The following is a 15405-nucleotide window of genomic DNA, read 5'->3' as shown; positions in this document are numbered from 1 at the left end:
TGCAGACGCTGGATCAGACGCCCATCGGGTGCCAGACGGTCTTCGTCTCCAGGTAGGCGCGGATCCGCGACAGGTCGGGCGTGACCGTGAAGTCCTCGCTGACCTTGTTGCGCAGCACGCGCTTCACCGTGCCGGCTGCGGAACGCTCCAGGTCGGCGCGCAGCGACTCGGGTGCGCCGGTCAAGTCCAAAGCGTTCACGTCGGCGTGCGACGCGAGCCACGGCGCGATCTCCGCGGTCCGCCCGGTGATGATGTTGACGACGCCACCCGGCACGTCCGACGTCGCGAGCACCTCGGACAGCGTGATCGCGGGCAGCGGACGGTCCTGCGAGGTGATGACCACGCACGTGTTGCCGGCCGCGATCACCGGCGCGATCACGGACACCAGGCCCAGCAACGACGACTGCTGCGGTGCCAGCACGGCCACCACGCCCGTCGGTTCCGGGGTGGAGAACGAGAAGTACGGCCCGGCGACGGGGTTCGAGGAACCCAGCACGGCCGCGATCTTGTCCGTCCAGCCCGCGTACCAGACCCAGCGGTCGATCGCGGTGTCCACGAGGGACTGAGCTTTCTTCACCTGCACGCCCTCGGACGCGGCGACCTCGGTGATGAACTGCTCGCGGCGGCCCTCCAGGACCTCGGCCACGCGGTACAGGACCTGGCCGCGGTTGTAGGCCGTGGCGCCGGACCAGCCGGGGAAGGCCTTGCGGGCGGCGGCGACCGCGTCACGGGCGTCCTTGCGGGAACCCTGTGCGGCGTTGGCGAGGAAGGTGCCCTTCGAGTCGGTCACCGGGTAGCTCCGGCCCGACTCGGAGCGCGGGAAGGCGCCGCCGATGTAGAGCTTGTAGGTCTTCGCGACCGAGATGCGATCAGACATCGAGGTAGGCCTCCAGACCGGTGCGGCCGCCCTCACGGCCGAAGCCCGACTCCTGGTACCCGCCGAACGGCGCGGCCGGGTCGAAGCGGTTGAACGTGTTGGACCACACCACGCCGGCGCGCATCCGTTGCGCCATCCAGAGAATGCGCGAGCCCTTCTCCGTCCAGACGCCGGCGGACAGGCCGTACGGCGTGTTGTTCGCCTTGGCCACGGCCTCGTCGGGCGTGCGGAACGTCAGCACTGACAGCACCGGGCCGAAGATCTCCTCGCGGGCGATCCTCATCGCCTGCGACACGTTGGAGAACACGGTCGGGGCGAAGTAGAAACCCTTGTCCGGCAACGGGCACGACGACGTCCAGCGCTGGGCGCCCTCGGCCTCGCCCGACTCGGTCAGCTCCTTGATCTTCGCGAGCTGCTCGCGCGAGTTGATCGCGCCGACGTCGGTGTTCTTGTCCAGCGGGTCGCCGACGCGCAACGTGCTGACGCGCGCGTGCAGCTTCTCCAGCAGTTCGTCCGCGACGGATTCCTGGACCAGCAAACGAGATCCGGCGCAGCAGACGTGGCCCTGGTTGAAGAAGATGCCGTTGACGATGCCCTCGACGGCCTGGTCGAGCGGCGCGTCGTCGAACACGATGTTCGCCGCCTTGCCACCCAGCTCCAGCGTCAGCTTCTTGTTCGTGCCGGCCAGCTGTCGCTGAATGATCTTGCCGACCTCGGTCGACCCGGTGAACGCCACCTTGTTGACGTCGCCGTGCTCGACGAGCGCGGCACCGACGTCACCGGCACCGGGGATGATGTTCACGACACCCGGCGGCAGGTCGCACTGCTGGATGATGTCGGCCAGCACCAGCGCGGTCAGCGGCGTGGTCTCAGCCGGCTTGAGCACGACGGTGTTGCCGCACGCGAGCGCGGGCGCGATCTTCCACGCGGCCATCAGCAGCGGGAAGTTCCACGGGATCACCTGTCCCGCAACGCCCAGCGGCTTCGGGTCCGGCCCGTAGCCCGCGTAGGAGAGCTTGTCCGCCCAGCCCGCGTGGTAGAAGAAGTGTGCCGCGGCCGTGGGCACGTCGACGTCGCGCGACTCCTTGATCGGCTTGCCGTTGTCGAGCGACTCCAGCACCGCGAGCTCACGCCCGCGCTCCTGGATCTGCCGCGCGATCCGGTAGATGTACTTGGCCCGCTCGGAACCGGGCATCTTCGACCACACGCGGTCGTAGGCGCGCCGTGCCGCCTTGACCGCGGTGTCCACATCGGACTGCGACGCGGTCGAGACCTCCGCGAGCACCTCTTCGGTGCCGGGGTTGATGGTCTTGAGCGGTTCGCCGGAGCCTTCGACGAACTTGCCGTCGACGAACATCCGGTAGTTCGGCTTGAGGTTCGCGATGTCCCGCGACTCGGGCGCGGGGGCGTATTCCCACATGTCTTCAGTCCACCGTCACGTAGTCCGGGCCGCTGTAGTGGCCGTCCAACTGGGTCCGCCGCTGCATGAGCAGGTCGTTCAGCAACGTCGACGCGCCGAACCGGAAGAGGTTCGGGTCGAGCCACTCCGGACCGGCCACCTCGTGCACGGCCACCAGGTACTTGATCGCGTCCTTGGTGCTGCGGATGCCACCGGCGGGCTTGACCCCGCGCAGCTCACCCGTCTGCGTCTTCCAGTCCCTGACGGCCTGGAGCATCACGTGCGTCACCGGCAGCGTCGCGGCGGGCTGCACCTTGCCGGTCGAAGTCTTGATGAAGTCACCACCGGCCAGCAGAGCCAGCCAGGACGCGCGGCGCACGTTGTCGTACGTCACGAGCTCGCCGGTCTCCAGGATGACCTTGAGGTGCGCGTCCCCGCAGGCCTCCTTGACCTTGACGATCTCCTCGAACACCTGCCCGTAGCGGCCGGAGAGGAACGCGCCGCGGTCGATCACCATGTCGACCTCGGTGGCGCCCTGCTCGACGGCGAACCGGGTGTCGGCGAGCTTGATGTCCATGGTGCTGCGCCCGCTGGGGAACGCCGTCGCCACGCTGGCGATGTTGATCCCGGTGCCCGTCAGCTCCTCGGCCGCCGTCCTGACCATGTCCGGGTAGACGCAGACCGCCGCCACCTTGGGCACGTCCGGCCGGTCGGGGTCCGGACGCTTGGCCTTGGCGGCCAGGCTGCGCACCTTGCCGGCGGTGTCCGCACCCTCCAGCGTGGTCAGGTCGACCATGCTGATCGCCAGGTCGATGGCGTGCAGCTTGGAGGCCTTCTTGATGCTCCGCGTGCCGAGGCCCGCGGCTCGTTGCTCGACGCCGACCTGGTCGACGCCGGGGAGCCCGTGCAGGAAACGCCGCAGCGACGATTCGTCGCGCGCGGCGTCAGCCAGGGCCGACGGCAGTGTCGTTGGAGCAGCCATGAGTGCGAGTCTAAGCGGAATGGGACGCCCGTCCTAAGTGAGGACGTTTCCCCTGGTCAAGCAGTGTAGAAGCACGTCGGATACCGCTCCGTGAGCTCCAGCTTCGCCATCTCGAACTCGAACAGCGCGGTGCCGTTGCCCGCGAAGTCGGAGCTGCCCAGGCACTCGTCGAGAACGCCGTGCAGGGTGCGCACGACAGCGCACTTGCGCGCTGCCGGAATCTGGTCGACCCACAGGCAGTTCGCGGCCGCGGAGTCGTCGCACACCTCGAGGTCCGCCGGGTCGGTGGAACGCGCGCGGAGGGTGGCGATCACGATCTTGAAGTAGCCGCTCCGCATCGTGACCTCGCCGTCGTCGAAGGCGATCATCGCGACCATCAACGCCTCGCCAGCTGCGCCCGGTACAGCGGCACCGTCGTCTCGTCGATCTCCGGCGCGTCCTGGGCCGCGCTGCCCGTGCGCTTGAGCTTCTGCCACGGCAGCACCGCACCGGCCAGCGCGGTGATCACCGACTGGATCACGACGAGGTACATGAGCTGCCGGTACACGACCGGTTGCAGTGCGACGGCCCAGAGCGGCCGCAGCCGTTCGCCGTCGAGCCGGAACGCGATCACCGCCGGGATCAGCTGCAGCACCAGGAACCCGAGCCACGCGAACGCGCCTGCGACGGGATCGGTCCACAGGCTCAGCACCGCGAACACGTCGATCGCGGGCGCCAGCACCGGCAGCAGGACCTGGTAGAGGAAGAGGTACGGCAGCGCGCGACGGCCGAGTTTGCCGCCCATGCCGCGGTCGAAGACGGCGCCGCGGTGCTTCCACATCGCCTGCAACGTGCCGTAGCACCAGCGATAACGCTGCCGCCACAGCTGGCCGAGGCTTGCCGGTGCCTCGGTCCAGGCCCGCGCGTGCTCGGTGTAGACCACGGACCAGCCGGCGCGTTCCAGCGCCATCGTCAGGTCGGTGTCCTCGGCCAGCGTGTCCTCGGGGACGCCGCCGACCTCGCGCAGCGCCTCGACCCGGAAGCCGCCGACCGCGCCCGGCACCGTCGGCATGCACTGCATGACGTCGTACATCCGGCGGTCGAGGTTGAAGCCGATCACGTACTCGATGTGCTGCCAGCGGCCGAGGATCCCCGACCTGTTGCCCACCTTGGCGTTGCCCGACACCGCGCCCACCGCCGGGTCGGCGAAGGGCTGCACGAGGTTGGCGACGGTCTCCGGTTCCAGCACGGTGTCGCCGTCGACCATCACGACCAGTTCGGTGCGGGTGTGCCGCAGACCGGTGTTCAGCGCCGCCGCCTTGCCCGCGTTCCGCTGGCGCACCAGGGAGACGTTGGGCAGGTGCAGGCTCCTGACGACCTCGGACGTGCGGTCGGTCGAGCCGTCGTCGATCACGATCACGTGCACGGGGTTGGTGCTCGAGAGGATCGTGCGGACGGTCGCCTCGATGCCCGCTTCCTCGTTGTAGGCGGGCACGAGCACCGTCACCATCTGCGGCTTCAACCGCGGCGCGTGCTTGCCGGGTTTGCGCCGCGCGTGGATCGCCGTCGTCACCAGCAGCACCGCCGCACGGGCGAGCGCGAGCACGCTGGAGATCAGGACGAGCCACGTGAGCAGCTCCGTGACGAACCGCGAGAACCGCACGGCCAGCGACACCGCCGTGCCCTCCGCGCGTTCGGCCGCCGTCGCCGGACGGATGACCTGCTGCACGCCGTACGCCTCGCCGGCGGTCTGGAACGTGAACCCGCGCTCCTTCAGGCTCGGGATCAACTTCTCCAGCGCGGCAACGGTTTGCGACCGGTCGCCGCCACCGTCGTGCATCAGCACCACGGCGCCCTTGGTGTCCTTCGGCGTCGACTTCTCGACGATCGCGTCCGTGCCGGGCCTGCGCCAGTCCTCGCTGTCGAGGTCGGAGAGCAGCACGAGGTTCCCGGCCGCGGTGACCCGTTGAATGCCGACGAGATCCTCGTCGTCGACCGCGTCCGGCCGGTTCGAGTAGGGCGGCCGCACGAGCTGGCTGAACTGCCCGGTGCCGCTCGCCACGACCAGCCCGGTCTGCCCGAGCTCGATCCGTGCGCGGGTCTCGCCCACCTTGCCGAGGTCGACGTGGGTGAACGTGTGCACGCCCACCTCGTGACCCTCGGCGTGGACGCGTTCCAGCACGTCCTGGTGCTGCGCCGCGTTCGCGCCGGTGACGAAGAAGGTGGCCTTGATCCCGTTGCGACGCAGCACCTCGAGGATCTTCGGCGTCCACTCGGGGTCGGGCCCGTCGTCGAACGTCAGCACCACCGTGCGGTCGGGCGTGGTGCGCGAGCTGAGCCCCGACCCGGTGTCGCCGATCAACGGCCCGCCCTGGTGCACGCTCTCCGGCACGGTGTTCGCGGGTCCAGCCGTCGGCGCGGCACCCTGGCCGACGCGGCCGACCACGAACGTGTCCAGCAGCAACGCGCCGAGCAGGATCACCATGGTCAGCCCCAGCAGCACCCAGTGTGCGCGCGGCTGAGGTCTCACGGCTTGCCCCCGCCGGGGTTGCTCGGCCGGTTCGACGCACCCGGTGGATCGGTGCGCTTGTTGCCGTTCTCGGCGCTGCTCGTGGTCGTCGTCGTGGTGTTCGCCACGGGAGCCGCGCTCGTGGCGGCCGGCGGAGTGGTCGTGGTTTCGTTGCGTGGCAACGATGTTGCTTCGGGTGACGAAGCAGGGGTGTCCGTGGTCGTCGTGACGGCCGGTTCGGCGTGCGGGATCGGCAGCAGCGTCGTCGGGTTCACCGGGCCACCGGCGAGCGCGATGACGAGAAGTACCAGGTAGGACAGCACACCCACGGCGACAACGCCGATGGCGATGCGCATCACCTTGCGGCGGCGGCCACTCGGATCAACGAAAACGGGTCTGTCAGAGGGAGTCGTCATGACCTTCGCGGGGGAGGCGGCATGCGGTCGCAGGAGGCTAACCGGTTACCTCTTCCAGCGGAAGTCGTTCTTTTGTGGCACGCGGGGCCCTTGCGTGCGCTCCTGGAGTACGAAAGCTCCCCGCGTACTCTCGGCAGCAGGGCCCCGGCAAAGTCGGGCGACCGTGTCGGCCCTTGACTCGTGGCGTTTGCAAGTACTACCAACTCAAGATCATCGGGCGTTCTGCTACTACCAACTGGCTCCGGTGGGCGAGCGGAACGCAGTTGGGTGTGGTTGGCGGCGGTTCGATCAAGACTTGGTGGTACTTGCAGACACCATCAGTCAGGCCCTACCAGCACCAACACGACGTTGCCGGGGCCTTGCTCCCGGCAACGTCAGTCGAGCAGCTCGCGCAAGATCTGCGACTTCTTCCTCTTGGGCCCCTTGACCTCGACACCGCCCATGATCGCGAGCCCGGTGATGCGCACGGTCGGAGCACCGGGAATGTGCCGCCGCCCCGGCGCGCGGTCCTCGAAGGCGCCCATGAACCCGAACCCGTCGACCTTCACGTTGATGTCGTCCGGCACGCGGATCTCGACACCGCCCCAGAACGCGAAGCAGCTGATGGTGACCTCGGCCTCGGCGAAGCTCGCGTGGGTCAGGTCGATCTCGATGCCGCCCATGACCGCGACGGCGTTGTGCATCCGCGGGACGACCCAGTGGCCCTTGCGGTTGATGCCGGACCAGAACGCGACCGAGACGGCACTGCCCGGCTCGCCACCGATGCGGTCGCTCATCGCGGGCTGGTACTGCGGCACGGCCGGCGTGTGCGGCAGGCCGCTCATCACCAGGTCTGCGGTGATGGGGACGAGCTCACCGTAGGTCTTCGCGGCGTAGACGGCCGCGAGCCGCTCGTCCAGCTCGTGGATGTCGAGGCGACCCTCTGCCGTCGCCTTGTGCAGCACCTGCGCGATCCGTTCCCGGTCCGCGTCCGAGGCGCGCATGTGACTCTGGTCAGCCGGTACCAGCTCGTCGCTCACCCGATCGAGTTTAAGGCTCCTACTTGCGGTTCGGGGCGTACTTGACCGTGATGGCGAATGCCAGCACCAGCAGTGCTCCGAGTGCCGTAGCGAGTGCCGGGCTGTGGCCCCACAGCGCGGGCAGCACACCGATCACCACGGCGAGTGACGCCGACACACCCAGGATGACCAGCGGGGATTCACACACTTGCTGGACGGGCTTCTGCTCGATCGTCACCGTTCGCACCTCCGCGTCTCAACTGGCTACGAGACACTTCGGAGTCGCTCTGTCGGTTCTGTACTCCCGGATCGGGTTGTATCGCCCCCGAATCGGGTTACGCGGTCGGCTGGCGCAGCGGCAGCCCGGCCGCCCGGTAGATCGAGTCGATCACCGTCATGTTCTTCACGGCGTCGTCCGCGGTCGTCGGGAACGCCTTGCCGTGCAGCACCGCGTCGGTGAACGCGTCGAGCTGGTAGGCGTAGGTCGCGCGCCGTCCGAACGTCTCGGCCGAGCTCCTGTCCTTGAGCCGCAACGACAACCGGTGGAACATGTGCGGGCCCAGCGGGTTGAAGACGCTCAACGTACCGTTCTCGCCGATCGCCTTCATCGACAGCTTGAGCACCGTCGACGACCACAGTGACGCGTGGACGGCACCCGTGTGGCCGGAGGGGAAGCGGAGTGAGGCGCGCATCGCCCTGTCGACGGACGGGCCGCGCAGCAACGCACGCGCCGAACGCACCTCTGGTTCCTCACCGCCGAGCAGGCGGGCCATGTGCACGGCGTAGCAGCCGGCGTCCATCATCGCGCCGCCCGCGAGCGAGTAGTCGTAGCGGATGTTGGAGAACATCGGCAGCGGGAAGCAGACGGAGGCCTCGACGTGCCGCAACGGGCCGAGCACGCCCGAGCGCATGATCTCGTCGGCGCGCACGGCCAGCGGGTGGTAGCGGTAGTGGAACGCCTCCATCACCACGAGCCCCGAGTCGCGGGCGGCCGAAGCCACCGAGGCGGCCTCGGAAGCGTTGGCGGTGAACGGCTTCTCGCACAGCACGTGCTTGCCCGCCTCCAGCGCGGCCAGCGTCCACTTGCCGTGCAGGCCGTTCGGCAGCGGGTTGTAGACGGCGTCGACGGCGGGGTCCGCGAGGAGCTCCTCGTACGAGCGGTGCACGCGCGGGATGCCGTGCTTGTCGGCGAACGCCTGTGCCCGTTCTGCCGACCGTGCGGCGACCGCCACGACTTCGGCGGCGGTCGACGAGCGGGCCGGGCGGATGACAGCGGGTGGCGCGATCATGGCTGCGCCGAGCACTCCGATGCGCACGTGGTCCGTCACGCGGACGACCCTACACCCATCAGTTAACGGCGTTCACTCCGTCAGATCGGTGGCCCTGGGCGGGAAGAACGGGATCTTGTCGATCGGCGCGGGGCCGGACCAGTTCCACGACTCCATCTGACCGCGCGACCTCCTGCCGAAGAACGCGCGCCACAGCTCGTAGCCGTCGACCTCCAGGGTGATCGGGCCGTCGCCGAGGTCGCCGAACTCCGTCTTCACGGTCACGTCCGGCATCCTGCGCGGAGTCATCCACACCAGGGTCGGCTGCCACACGGTGTCCGGCAGGCGTTCACGGCCGAGCGCCGCGCGCAGGTCGGCCTCGTGGGTGATCGCGTCCATCGCCAGCTGGAACGGGATCCGCTCCATCGCGTCGATGCGGGTGCCGTGCTCGTTCCACTGCTCCAGCAGGTCGTCCACGGGCACGTTCTCGCGCTCGGCGACGTGCCTCGCGGTCCACTCGTCGGACGGTGCGCCCTCCATGCGTCCGCTGACCAGATCGGACGCGCCGCCCGCCAGGTGTGCGACCAGCTGGTGCACGGTCCACTCAGGACAGGCGGGCACGGTGCGGGCGAGCTCCTCCGCGCCCAGGCCCATCGTCAGGCCGACGACGCGCTGGCGTGCCTCCCGGTAGATCTCTTCGAACACCCCTTGCTCCTCCCAGCGGTTACGGTGTCGGGCATGGACGTCCTGGTCGTCGATCATCCACTCGCCAAGGCGAGGCTCACAACCATGCGCGACGCGCGCACGGACAACGCTGCGTTCCGCGCGGCGTTGCAGGAACTCACGGTCATGCTGGTCTACGAGGCCATGCGCGAGGCGCCGCTGACGGAGGACCGCACGCACACGCCGGTCGCGCGCACCACCGGCTACCGGCTGGCGAACCCGCCGTTGCTCGTCCCGGTGCTGCGGGCCGGGCTGGGCATGGCGGACCAGGCGCACAAGCTGATCCCGGACGCCCAGATGGGGTTCGTCGGGCTTGCGCGCGACGAGGAGACGCTGCAGCCGACGCCGTACATGGAGTCGTTGCCGGAGAACCTCGCGGGACGTCCCGTGTTCGTGCTCGACCCGATGCTCGCGACCGGCGGCTCGATGGCCTACACGATCCGGTTGCTGACCCAGCGCGGCGCGACCGACGTGACCGCCGTGTGCGTGCTCGCGGCGCCCGAGGGCATCAACCACCTCGAGGACTCCAAGCTGCCGGTGCGTCTCATCACGGCGTCCGTGGACGAGCGGTTGAACGATTCCGGCTTCATCGTCCCCGGTCTGGGCGACGCCGGTGACCGTCTGTACGGGGCGGTTTAGGACATACCTCCGATCGGACGTAGCAGTGGTCTAGACCTCAGAGCTAACGTGCTCTGGACCACAACGCCGCTGCGAGCCAAAAAACTGGCACTGCCGATTGAGGAGTCACATGTCCAGACGGAGATGGGGTGTCGCCGCGCTCGCGGTCGGCGCCCTGTCAGCGTCGCTGGCCGTTGCGCCGGCGAACGCCGATGTCGAGACCAGTGGGCACCACGGTTACTCGAAGGCCCGGACCGTCGGGTACTTCATCCAGTGGGGCGTGTACGGCCGGAACTTCCGGGTCCGCAACCTCGTGGACAGCGGAGCCGCTGCGCGGCTCACGCACCTCAACTACGCCTTCGGCTTCCTCGACGAGTCGGGCAAGTGCATCAGCGCCGACCCGTGGGCCGACTGGCAGATGCCCCACACCGCGGAGCAGTCCGTGAGCGGCAAGGCCGACGAGCCGGGCCGGCTCGCGGGCAACCTGAACCAGCTCAAGCAGCTGAAAGCCAAGTACCCCAAGCTGAGGATCAACATCTCGCTGGGTGGCTGGACCGGTTCCCGGTACTTCTCCAACGCCGCGCTGACGCCCGAGTCGCGTGCCGCGCACGTCAAGTCGTGCACCGACATGTGGATCAAGGGCAACCTGCCGGGTCTGCCGGAGGGCGCCGCGAAGGGCGTCTTCGACGGCGTCGACCTCGACTGGGAGTGGCCGGCGAGCCCCGGCAACCCCGAGCCGCCCAACGTGATCCGCGACGCCGACCGTGAGAACTTCACGCTGCTGCTCGCCGAGTACCGCAAGCAGATGGGCTGGAACCGCGACCTGACCGCGTTCCTCCCGGCCGACCCGAAGCAGGTCGACAAGGGCTTCGAGGTCGCGAAGGTGTTCTGCTACCTCACCTTCGGCACTTTGCAGGGCTACGACTACCACGGTGCGTGGGACCCGGAGGCGAACCAGCAGTCCGCGTTGCGCGTGCCCAAGGGCGACCCGTCCAAGGACGAGTTCAGCTCCGAGGTGACGGTCAACGCGTGGCTGCGGCGCGGTGCTCCGCGGTCGAAGGCCGTGCTCGGCGTGCCGTTCTACGGCCGCGGCTGGACCGGTGTCGCACCCGGCACGCGCAACGGCCTGTTCGGCACGGGCACGCCCGCGCCGGCGACGTACGAGGCGGGCTACGAGGACTTCCACGCCATCAAGACGAAGCTCGCCGATCCGAAGTACAAGATCTACCGCGACGAGCGCGCCGGGTTCGCGTGGATCTACGACGGCACGACGTGGTGGACCTACGACGACACGACCGAGATGAAGCGCAAGGCTCGCTTCATCAACGAGCGCAAGCTCGGCGGCGCGATGATCTGGTCGCTCGACGGTGACACCGCCGACGGCGAGCTGATCAAGGCGCTGGACGGCGCCCTCAAGTAGCAGTGCTGAAGTGAAGGCCGCACAACGAGACGGACTGTCCTAACCGGACAGTTCAGCGGGTCCGGGGAGGTTTCGCGGCGGCCGCCTCCCCGGATTCCGCCAACCACCCCCTGCCGTGCGCGCGCAACGCCAGCTCGTAGGTGGCCTCGGCGTCCACGCCGGGCGGCAGGTTCCCGTTGAGCTCCAGGCTCACCAGGCCGTGCGCGATGCCCCACATCGACATCGCGATCTGCTCCGGGTCCTCCGCGAGGTAGACGCCCTGTTCGACCGCCCGCCGCACCGCGTTGATCACGGGCGCGAACGTCCTGCCCGCCGCGCGGCTCATCTCCTTCGTCGGCTCGACGACCTTCGAGTACAGCACCGAGTAGAACTGCGGGTCCTCCAGGGCGCTGCGCCGGTACGCCAGGCCGATCTGGAGCAGGTCCTCCGCCGGGTCGTCGGTGATCGGCACGTTCGCGAGGTTCGTCCCGAACCGGCTGAACGCCTCGTCGTAGAGCGCCTCGAGCAGCGCCGGCTTGCCGCCGAAGAGGGAATAGACCGCCGTCGTCGAGGTGTTGACGTCGGTGGCGATCTTGCGCAGGCTCACCGCGGCAGGGCCCTCGGTGCTGAGCAGCTCGCCCGCCCGTTCGAGCAGACGCCGCCGCAGAGCGTCGTCGTGGGTCTTGGGCCTGGGCATCGCGCAATTCTAACGGGCTCTGGCCTGAGTGGTATCACATTGATACCGTCTCTCCATGGCGATGACCTTGCGGTTGACCGAAGAGGAGAACCTGCGGCTCGCTGAACTGGCGCAGGCCGAGGGTCGCTCCAAGCAGGAGGTCGTGCGGCTGGCGATCGCGGACCGCTACCAGCGCATGCAGCAGGAGGAGAAGCTCGGCGAGGTTCTCGGGCGAGTTCTGCCCAAGTACCGAGGTCTTTTGGATAGGCTCGGATCTTCCTGAAACTGTCAGACCTCTGTGATCAACTGGGTGCTGTGATCTCCTACCTCGACGCCGGGGACCTCCTGGTGCTGGCCACGGCCGTGACCGGCGGCGATCTCGTCGTCAGGGACATCGGCCTGCTGGACACCGCGGCGTACCGTCCCCGCGCCACCGTTCTCGGCGTGGAGGCTTACGACACGCTGTGGCTGAAGTCCTCCGCTTTACTCGACTCGATCGTGCGAACCCGCCCTCTGATCGAGGGAAACTGGCGGCTCGGCTGGGTCGCCGCCGTCACGATGTGTGACATCAACGGCTATTGGATCGATGCCGACGAGGACGACGCGCTCGACCTCGTGCGCGCCCTCGGCCGTGACAAGATCGACGTCCCGGAGATGGCAGGTCATCTCGAAGCGTGGGGACTCCCGAAGGATTCCGCTTGACCTAGAGCGCACTCCAGGTCATAGCGTCGAGTCCGTGAGTTACTCGATAGCCCAAGCCGCGCAGCGCAGTGGGTTGTCCATCGACACCTTGCGCTACTACGAACGAATCGGGCTCGTCGACCCGCCCGCGCGAGACTCGGGCGGTCGTCGCAGCTACTCGGACGACGACCTCGGCTGGCTGGCCTTCGTGACGCGCCTGCGCACGACCGGCATGCCGATCCGCATGATGCGCGAGTTCGCGCAGCTGCGGCACGGTGGCGACCTGACGGCAGGCCGCCGCAAGCAGATCCTCGTGGAGCACCGCAACGACGTCCGCGCCCGCGTGGCGGAGCTGCAGACGTGCCTGGAGGTGCTCGACTACAAGATCGACCACTACGCGGTGGTCGAGCGTGACTTGGAGGCGACGGCTTAGGACCAGACCTGTCGCGCCCGCGCTGCCCCCGCCAGGATCTCGGTGCCGTCCAGCTCGATCCGCGTCTCGCCGACGCCCCGGGCTTCCCATCTCACGGCGACGACAACCGATCCGGGCGGGGGCAGCGGGTGCACGTAAATGCCCTGCCGCAGATGTGTTTCACCGCCACCGGCAGTTGAGGTGACGTTCAGCGTCACCATTGCGCTGGTGTCCTGTCCGTGTTCGAGCGGATCCAGCGTCGTGGCCTTGCGTCCGTCGGGAAACCGCACCGCCACGTTCAGTCCGTCAGGTGCCGGTGCGGTGGAAAGCGGGTGGTGCACGAAATGGGGAATCTCTCGGGTCGCCGTCGCGAGAAACAGTGCCATGTTGAGCGTGAAACCGTCCGGCCAATGAGAGATGCTTTCCAGCACGATGTGCACCTCGCCGGTCGCGACGAGGTGGATCTGCTTGGACTCGACATGTGCCGTGGTGTTGTCGAACGGCGGGAAGAAAACCGTCCGGCCCCGCGTTCGGAGATCGCTGAACAGGTCGCTGTTCATGATGAGAACCTAGCACCAGGTTGGGATGAGGGGACGGCTGTCCGCCCCCTCATCGGGTGGTCAGCCCGAGTAGACGTACGGGATCTCCGCCGGCGTGGAGTCCACCTCGCAGTAGGCCTCCGGCGGGTACTGCCCGCCGAACAGGACGCATCCGTCCCACGGCTTCTGCGGCCAGTACCAGCCGTCCGGCAGAAGCATGGTGACGGTGACACGTGCGGTGTACGTGCCCCAGCACTTCTGCGGGCCTTGCAGGCAGTACCCGGTCGAGGTCGACCAGGCGGACAGGCAGTCGTAGCACGAGTAGAACTCGGCCTGGGACCGCACCTGATCGTCGATGCGGTAGTCGGACTGCGCGGACAGCTCGGCCATCGCCTGGTTCGGCCCGGTCGCCGTGCAGATGACGTCGCCGTAGTACTGGGTCTTCGAGTCCACGAGGTAGTACTCGACGTAGTTCGCTTCGGTGTTGAACTGGATTCGCCCTTGGCATCCGCCCATCGGCGGATCCGTGGTGACGCCGACGGCTTCCGGCGACCGCGCGATTTTCGCCATGGGTAGTGCGACTTCCGACTTGAACTCCACCGTGGTGGGCTCAGGAGCTGGCTGGGCTGAAGCGCTCGGAGCGAATGTCGTCACCGTCGCGCAAGCGATCACAATCGCGGTCAGGACGCGTTTCATCGCAATGACAGTTGATCTTTTCATGTGCTTCCTTCCCCCAGGACTTTGTCATGCCGAAGGGGGCACTGTCATTCCCCCCAGACTGACAACGTGAGTTCTATATTGTCCTTGTGGACCGGGTGTTGTACCACCGAACGGGTGATTTGTCGCTCTTGCGATCATTGTTGACTTCCGGACCTGAGCGTTTCGAAATTGGTGCTTGAGCTGGAGCGCGCTCCAGCACCTAACGTTGACGTCATGACCGAAAAGCGCAGGAAGATCGGTGAGCTGGAAGTCGGGCCGCAGGGGCTCGGCTGCATGGGAATGTCGGAGTTCTACGGTGCCGGCGACGAGCAGGAGTCGATCGCTGTCATCCACCGGGCGCTGGAGCTCGGCGTGACGTTGCTGGACACGGCCGACATGTACGGCCCGCACGTGAACGAGGAACTGGTGGGCCGCGCGATCGCCGGCCGCCGCTCGGACGTGGTGCTGGCCACGAAGTTCGGCATCGTGCGCGACGGCGCCGAGCGCCGCGGCGTGCGTGGTGACCGCGAGTACGTGCGGTCCTCGGTCGAGGGCTCGCTGAAGCGGCTCGGCACCGACGTGATCGACCTGTACTACCTGCACCGCGTGCCGACCGACACTCCCATCGAGGAGACCGTCGGGGCGATGGCCGAGCTGGTCGCCGAGGGCAAGGTGCGGTTCCTGGGCCTGTCCGAGGCGGGCGCCGACACCCTGCGCCGCGCCCACGCCGTGCACCCGATCACGGCGCTGCAGAGCGAGTGGTCGCTGTGGTCGCGCGACATCGAGGCCGAGATCGTCCCGACGGCCCGTGAGCTGGGCATCGGCCTGGTTCCGTACTCGCCGCTGGGCCGTGGCGTGCTGACCGGCCGTTTCACCTCGGCCGCCGACTTCGGCGCGGGCGACTTCCGCACCGTCGCGCAGCCGCGGTTCTCCGGCGCGAACCTCGACGCGAACCTGAAGATGGTCGAGGAGCTGCGAGCCCTGGCCGCCGACCGCGGCGTCACGGCGGGTCAGCTGGCGCTGGCGTGGGTGCAGCACCGCGGCGACGACGTGGTGCCGATCCCGGGGACCAAGCGGATCAAGTACCTGGAGGAGAACGTGGCGGCGGCTTCGCTCGAGCTGTCCCCCGACGACCTGGCAGCGATCGAGGCCGCGGTGCCGGCGTCGGCGGTGGCGGGTGACCGGTACCCAGACATGAGCACCGTGGGCCGTTAGCTGTTGGTTTGGCGG

Annotated in this window: 19 protein-coding genes; 6 read left to right on the top strand and 13 right to left on the bottom strand. The window is 68.2% G+C overall.

Annotated features, from left to right (window positions below):
• Nucleotides 1-13 precede the first annotated feature (13 nt).
• The 10 genes from ACFOWZ_RS10070 to ACFOWZ_RS10025 all read right to left on the bottom strand — a co-directional run bounded on the left by ACFOWZ_RS10070 (nucleotide 14) and on the right by ACFOWZ_RS10025 (nucleotide 9133).
• Nucleotides 14-877, bottom strand: a complete 864-nt coding sequence (locus tag ACFOWZ_RS10070; protein ID WP_382371403.1) for an aldehyde dehydrogenase family protein — start codon at nucleotides 875-877, stop codon at nucleotides 14-16.
• On the bottom strand, nucleotides 870-2297 hold the full coding sequence (locus ACFOWZ_RS10065) for an aldehyde dehydrogenase family protein (RefSeq protein WP_382371401.1): 1428 nt from the start codon (nucleotides 2295-2297) through the stop codon (nucleotides 870-872). The genes ACFOWZ_RS10070 and ACFOWZ_RS10065 overlap by 8 nt, the downstream gene beginning before the upstream one ends.
• A 4-nt stretch (nucleotides 2298-2301) precedes the next feature.
• A complete protein-coding gene (gene deoC / locus ACFOWZ_RS10060; protein ID WP_382371399.1) occupies nucleotides 2302-3258 on the bottom strand; it encodes a deoxyribose-phosphate aldolase in 957 nt (318 codons plus the stop codon).
• Between the two features lie 56 nt (nucleotides 3259-3314).
• Nucleotides 3315-3635, bottom strand: coding sequence for a hypothetical protein (locus tag ACFOWZ_RS10055; RefSeq protein WP_382371397.1), 321 nt, complete (start codon nucleotides 3633-3635; stop codon nucleotides 3315-3317).
• Complete coding sequence (locus tag ACFOWZ_RS10050) at nucleotides 3635-5767, bottom strand: bifunctional polysaccharide deacetylase/glycosyltransferase family 2 protein (protein WP_382371395.1); 2133 nt, start codon at nucleotides 5765-5767, stop codon at nucleotides 3635-3637. The genes ACFOWZ_RS10055 and ACFOWZ_RS10050 overlap by 1 nt, the downstream gene beginning before the upstream one ends.
• A complete protein-coding gene (locus tag ACFOWZ_RS10045; RefSeq protein WP_382371393.1) occupies nucleotides 5764-6102 on the bottom strand; it encodes a hypothetical protein in 339 nt (112 codons plus the stop codon). The genes ACFOWZ_RS10050 and ACFOWZ_RS10045 overlap by 4 nt, the downstream gene beginning before the upstream one ends.
• Nucleotides 6103-6536: 434 nt before the next feature.
• Entirely contained in the window at nucleotides 6537-7181 is a 645-nt protein-coding gene (locus ACFOWZ_RS10040) for a DUF1707 SHOCT-like domain-containing protein (RefSeq protein ID WP_382371391.1), read from the bottom strand.
• A gap of 19 nt (nucleotides 7182-7200) precedes the next feature.
• Nucleotides 7201-7398 (bottom strand): hypothetical protein, encoded by a 198-nt coding sequence (locus ACFOWZ_RS10035; protein ID WP_382371389.1) that lies wholly within the window; start codon nucleotides 7396-7398, stop codon nucleotides 7201-7203.
• A 97-nt stretch (nucleotides 7399-7495) separates the two neighbouring features.
• Nucleotides 7496-8488 (bottom strand): Gfo/Idh/MocA family protein, encoded by a 993-nt coding sequence (locus ACFOWZ_RS10030; RefSeq protein WP_382371387.1) that lies wholly within the window; start codon nucleotides 8486-8488, stop codon nucleotides 7496-7498.
• Between the two features lie 33 nt (nucleotides 8489-8521).
• Nucleotides 8522-9133 (bottom strand): maleylpyruvate isomerase family mycothiol-dependent enzyme, encoded by a 612-nt coding sequence (locus tag ACFOWZ_RS10025; RefSeq protein WP_382371385.1) that lies wholly within the window; start codon nucleotides 9131-9133, stop codon nucleotides 8522-8524.
• 33 nt (nucleotides 9134-9166) lie between these two features.
• Between ACFOWZ_RS10025 and upp the strand changes: the two genes are divergently transcribed.
• Together upp and ACFOWZ_RS10015 are read left to right on the top strand one after the other, a co-directional pair.
• The gene (gene upp, locus ACFOWZ_RS10020) at nucleotides 9167-9790 is read left to right on the top strand and encodes a uracil phosphoribosyltransferase (protein ID WP_030470731.1); all 624 of its coding nucleotides are present in this window, start codon (nucleotides 9167-9169) and stop codon (nucleotides 9788-9790) included.
• 109 nt (nucleotides 9791-9899) lie between these two features.
• Entirely contained in the window at nucleotides 9900-11189 is a 1290-nt protein-coding gene (locus ACFOWZ_RS10015) for a glycoside hydrolase family 18 protein (RefSeq protein ID WP_382371383.1), read from the top strand.
• Nucleotides 11190-11241: 52 nt separating this feature from the next.
• Here the strand turns inward: ACFOWZ_RS10015 and ACFOWZ_RS10010 are convergent, their stop codons facing one another.
• Nucleotides 11242-11865, bottom strand: coding sequence for a TetR/AcrR family transcriptional regulator (locus tag ACFOWZ_RS10010; protein WP_382371381.1), 624 nt, complete (start codon nucleotides 11863-11865; stop codon nucleotides 11242-11244).
• 55 nt (nucleotides 11866-11920) lie between these two features.
• Here ACFOWZ_RS10010 and ACFOWZ_RS10005 point away from each other — a divergent pair, with 55 nt between their 5' ends.
• From ACFOWZ_RS10005 to ACFOWZ_RS09995, 3 genes are read left to right on the top strand one after another with little or no spacing between them, the layout of a single operon-like run.
• Nucleotides 11921-12127, top strand: coding sequence for a ribbon-helix-helix protein, CopG family (locus tag ACFOWZ_RS10005; RefSeq protein WP_030470728.1), 207 nt, complete (start codon nucleotides 11921-11923; stop codon nucleotides 12125-12127).
• A gap of 32 nt (nucleotides 12128-12159) precedes the next feature.
• Nucleotides 12160-12546, top strand: a complete 387-nt coding sequence (locus ACFOWZ_RS10000) for a type II toxin-antitoxin system death-on-curing family toxin (protein WP_030470727.1) — start codon at nucleotides 12160-12162, stop codon at nucleotides 12544-12546.
• A gap of 34 nt (nucleotides 12547-12580) precedes the next feature.
• A complete protein-coding gene (locus ACFOWZ_RS09995; RefSeq protein WP_030470726.1) occupies nucleotides 12581-12958 on the top strand; it encodes a MerR family transcriptional regulator in 378 nt (125 codons plus the stop codon).
• Here the strand turns inward: ACFOWZ_RS09995 and ACFOWZ_RS09990 are convergent.
• A complete protein-coding gene (locus tag ACFOWZ_RS09990; RefSeq protein ID WP_382371378.1) occupies nucleotides 12955-13497 on the bottom strand; it encodes a hypothetical protein in 543 nt (180 codons plus the stop codon). The two genes, ACFOWZ_RS09995 and ACFOWZ_RS09990, sit on opposite strands and share 4 nt — an antisense overlap.
• A 60-nt stretch (nucleotides 13498-13557) precedes the next feature.
• The gene (locus tag ACFOWZ_RS09985; RefSeq protein WP_382371376.1) at nucleotides 13558-14046 is read right to left on the bottom strand and encodes a hypothetical protein; all 489 of its coding nucleotides are present in this window, start codon (nucleotides 14044-14046) and stop codon (nucleotides 13558-13560) included.
• Nucleotides 14047-14409: 363 nt separating this feature from the next.
• Here ACFOWZ_RS09985 and ACFOWZ_RS09980 point away from each other — a divergent pair, with 363 nt between their 5' ends.
• On the top strand, nucleotides 14410-15390 hold the full coding sequence (locus tag ACFOWZ_RS09980) for an aldo/keto reductase (RefSeq protein ID WP_382371374.1): 981 nt from the start codon (nucleotides 14410-14412) through the stop codon (nucleotides 15388-15390).
• The last annotated feature ends 15 nt before the right edge of the window (nucleotides 15391-15405 follow it).

The sequence above is a fragment of the Lentzea rhizosphaerae genome, assembly GCF_042649515.1.
GTDB classification, from domain to species: domain Bacteria; phylum Actinomycetota; class Actinomycetes; order Mycobacteriales; family Pseudonocardiaceae; genus Lentzea; species Lentzea aerocolonigenes.
This window is presented reverse-complemented; position numbering and strand designations above follow the sequence as displayed.

Bases quoted from the DNA above. Each gene is read 5' to 3' on its own strand.
- ACFOWZ_RS10070 (WP_382371403.1), bottom strand. From the start codon at position 877: ATGTCTGATCGCATCTCGGTCGCGAAGACCTACAAGCTCTACATCGGC.
- ACFOWZ_RS10065 (WP_382371401.1), bottom strand. From the start codon at position 2,297: ATGTGGGAATACGCCCCCGCGCCCGAGTCGCGGGACATCGCGAACCTC.
- deoC (WP_382371399.1), bottom strand. From the start codon at position 3,258: ATGGCTGCTCCAACGACACTGCCGTCGGCCCTGGCTGACGCCGCGCGC.
- ACFOWZ_RS10055 (WP_382371397.1), bottom strand. From the start codon at position 3,635: ATGGTCGCGATGATCGCCTTCGACGACGGCGAGGTCACGATGCGGAGC.
- ACFOWZ_RS10045 (WP_382371393.1), bottom strand. From the start codon at position 6,102: ATGCGCATCGCCATCGGCGTTGTCGCCGTGGGTGTGCTGTCCTACCTG.
- upp (WP_030470731.1), top strand. From the start codon at position 9,167: ATGGACGTCCTGGTCGTCGATCATCCACTCGCCAAGGCGAGGCTCACA.
- ACFOWZ_RS10015 (WP_382371383.1), top strand. From the start codon at position 9,900: ATGTCCAGACGGAGATGGGGTGTCGCCGCGCTCGCGGTCGGCGCCCTG.
- ACFOWZ_RS10010 (WP_382371381.1), bottom strand. From the start codon at position 11,865: ATGCCCAGGCCCAAGACCCACGACGACGCTCTGCGGCGGCGTCTGCTC.
- ACFOWZ_RS10005 (WP_030470728.1), top strand. From the start codon at position 11,921: ATGGCGATGACCTTGCGGTTGACCGAAGAGGAGAACCTGCGGCTCGCT.
- ACFOWZ_RS09990 (WP_382371378.1), bottom strand. From the start codon at position 13,497: ATGAACAGCGACCTGTTCAGCGATCTCCGAACGCGGGGCCGGACGGTT.
- ACFOWZ_RS09985 (WP_382371376.1), bottom strand. From the start codon at position 14,046: ATGGCGAAAATCGCGCGGTCGCCGGAAGCCGTCGGCGTCACCACGGAT.
- ACFOWZ_RS09980 (WP_382371374.1), top strand. From the start codon at position 14,410: ATGACCGAAAAGCGCAGGAAGATCGGTGAGCTGGAAGTCGGGCCGCAG.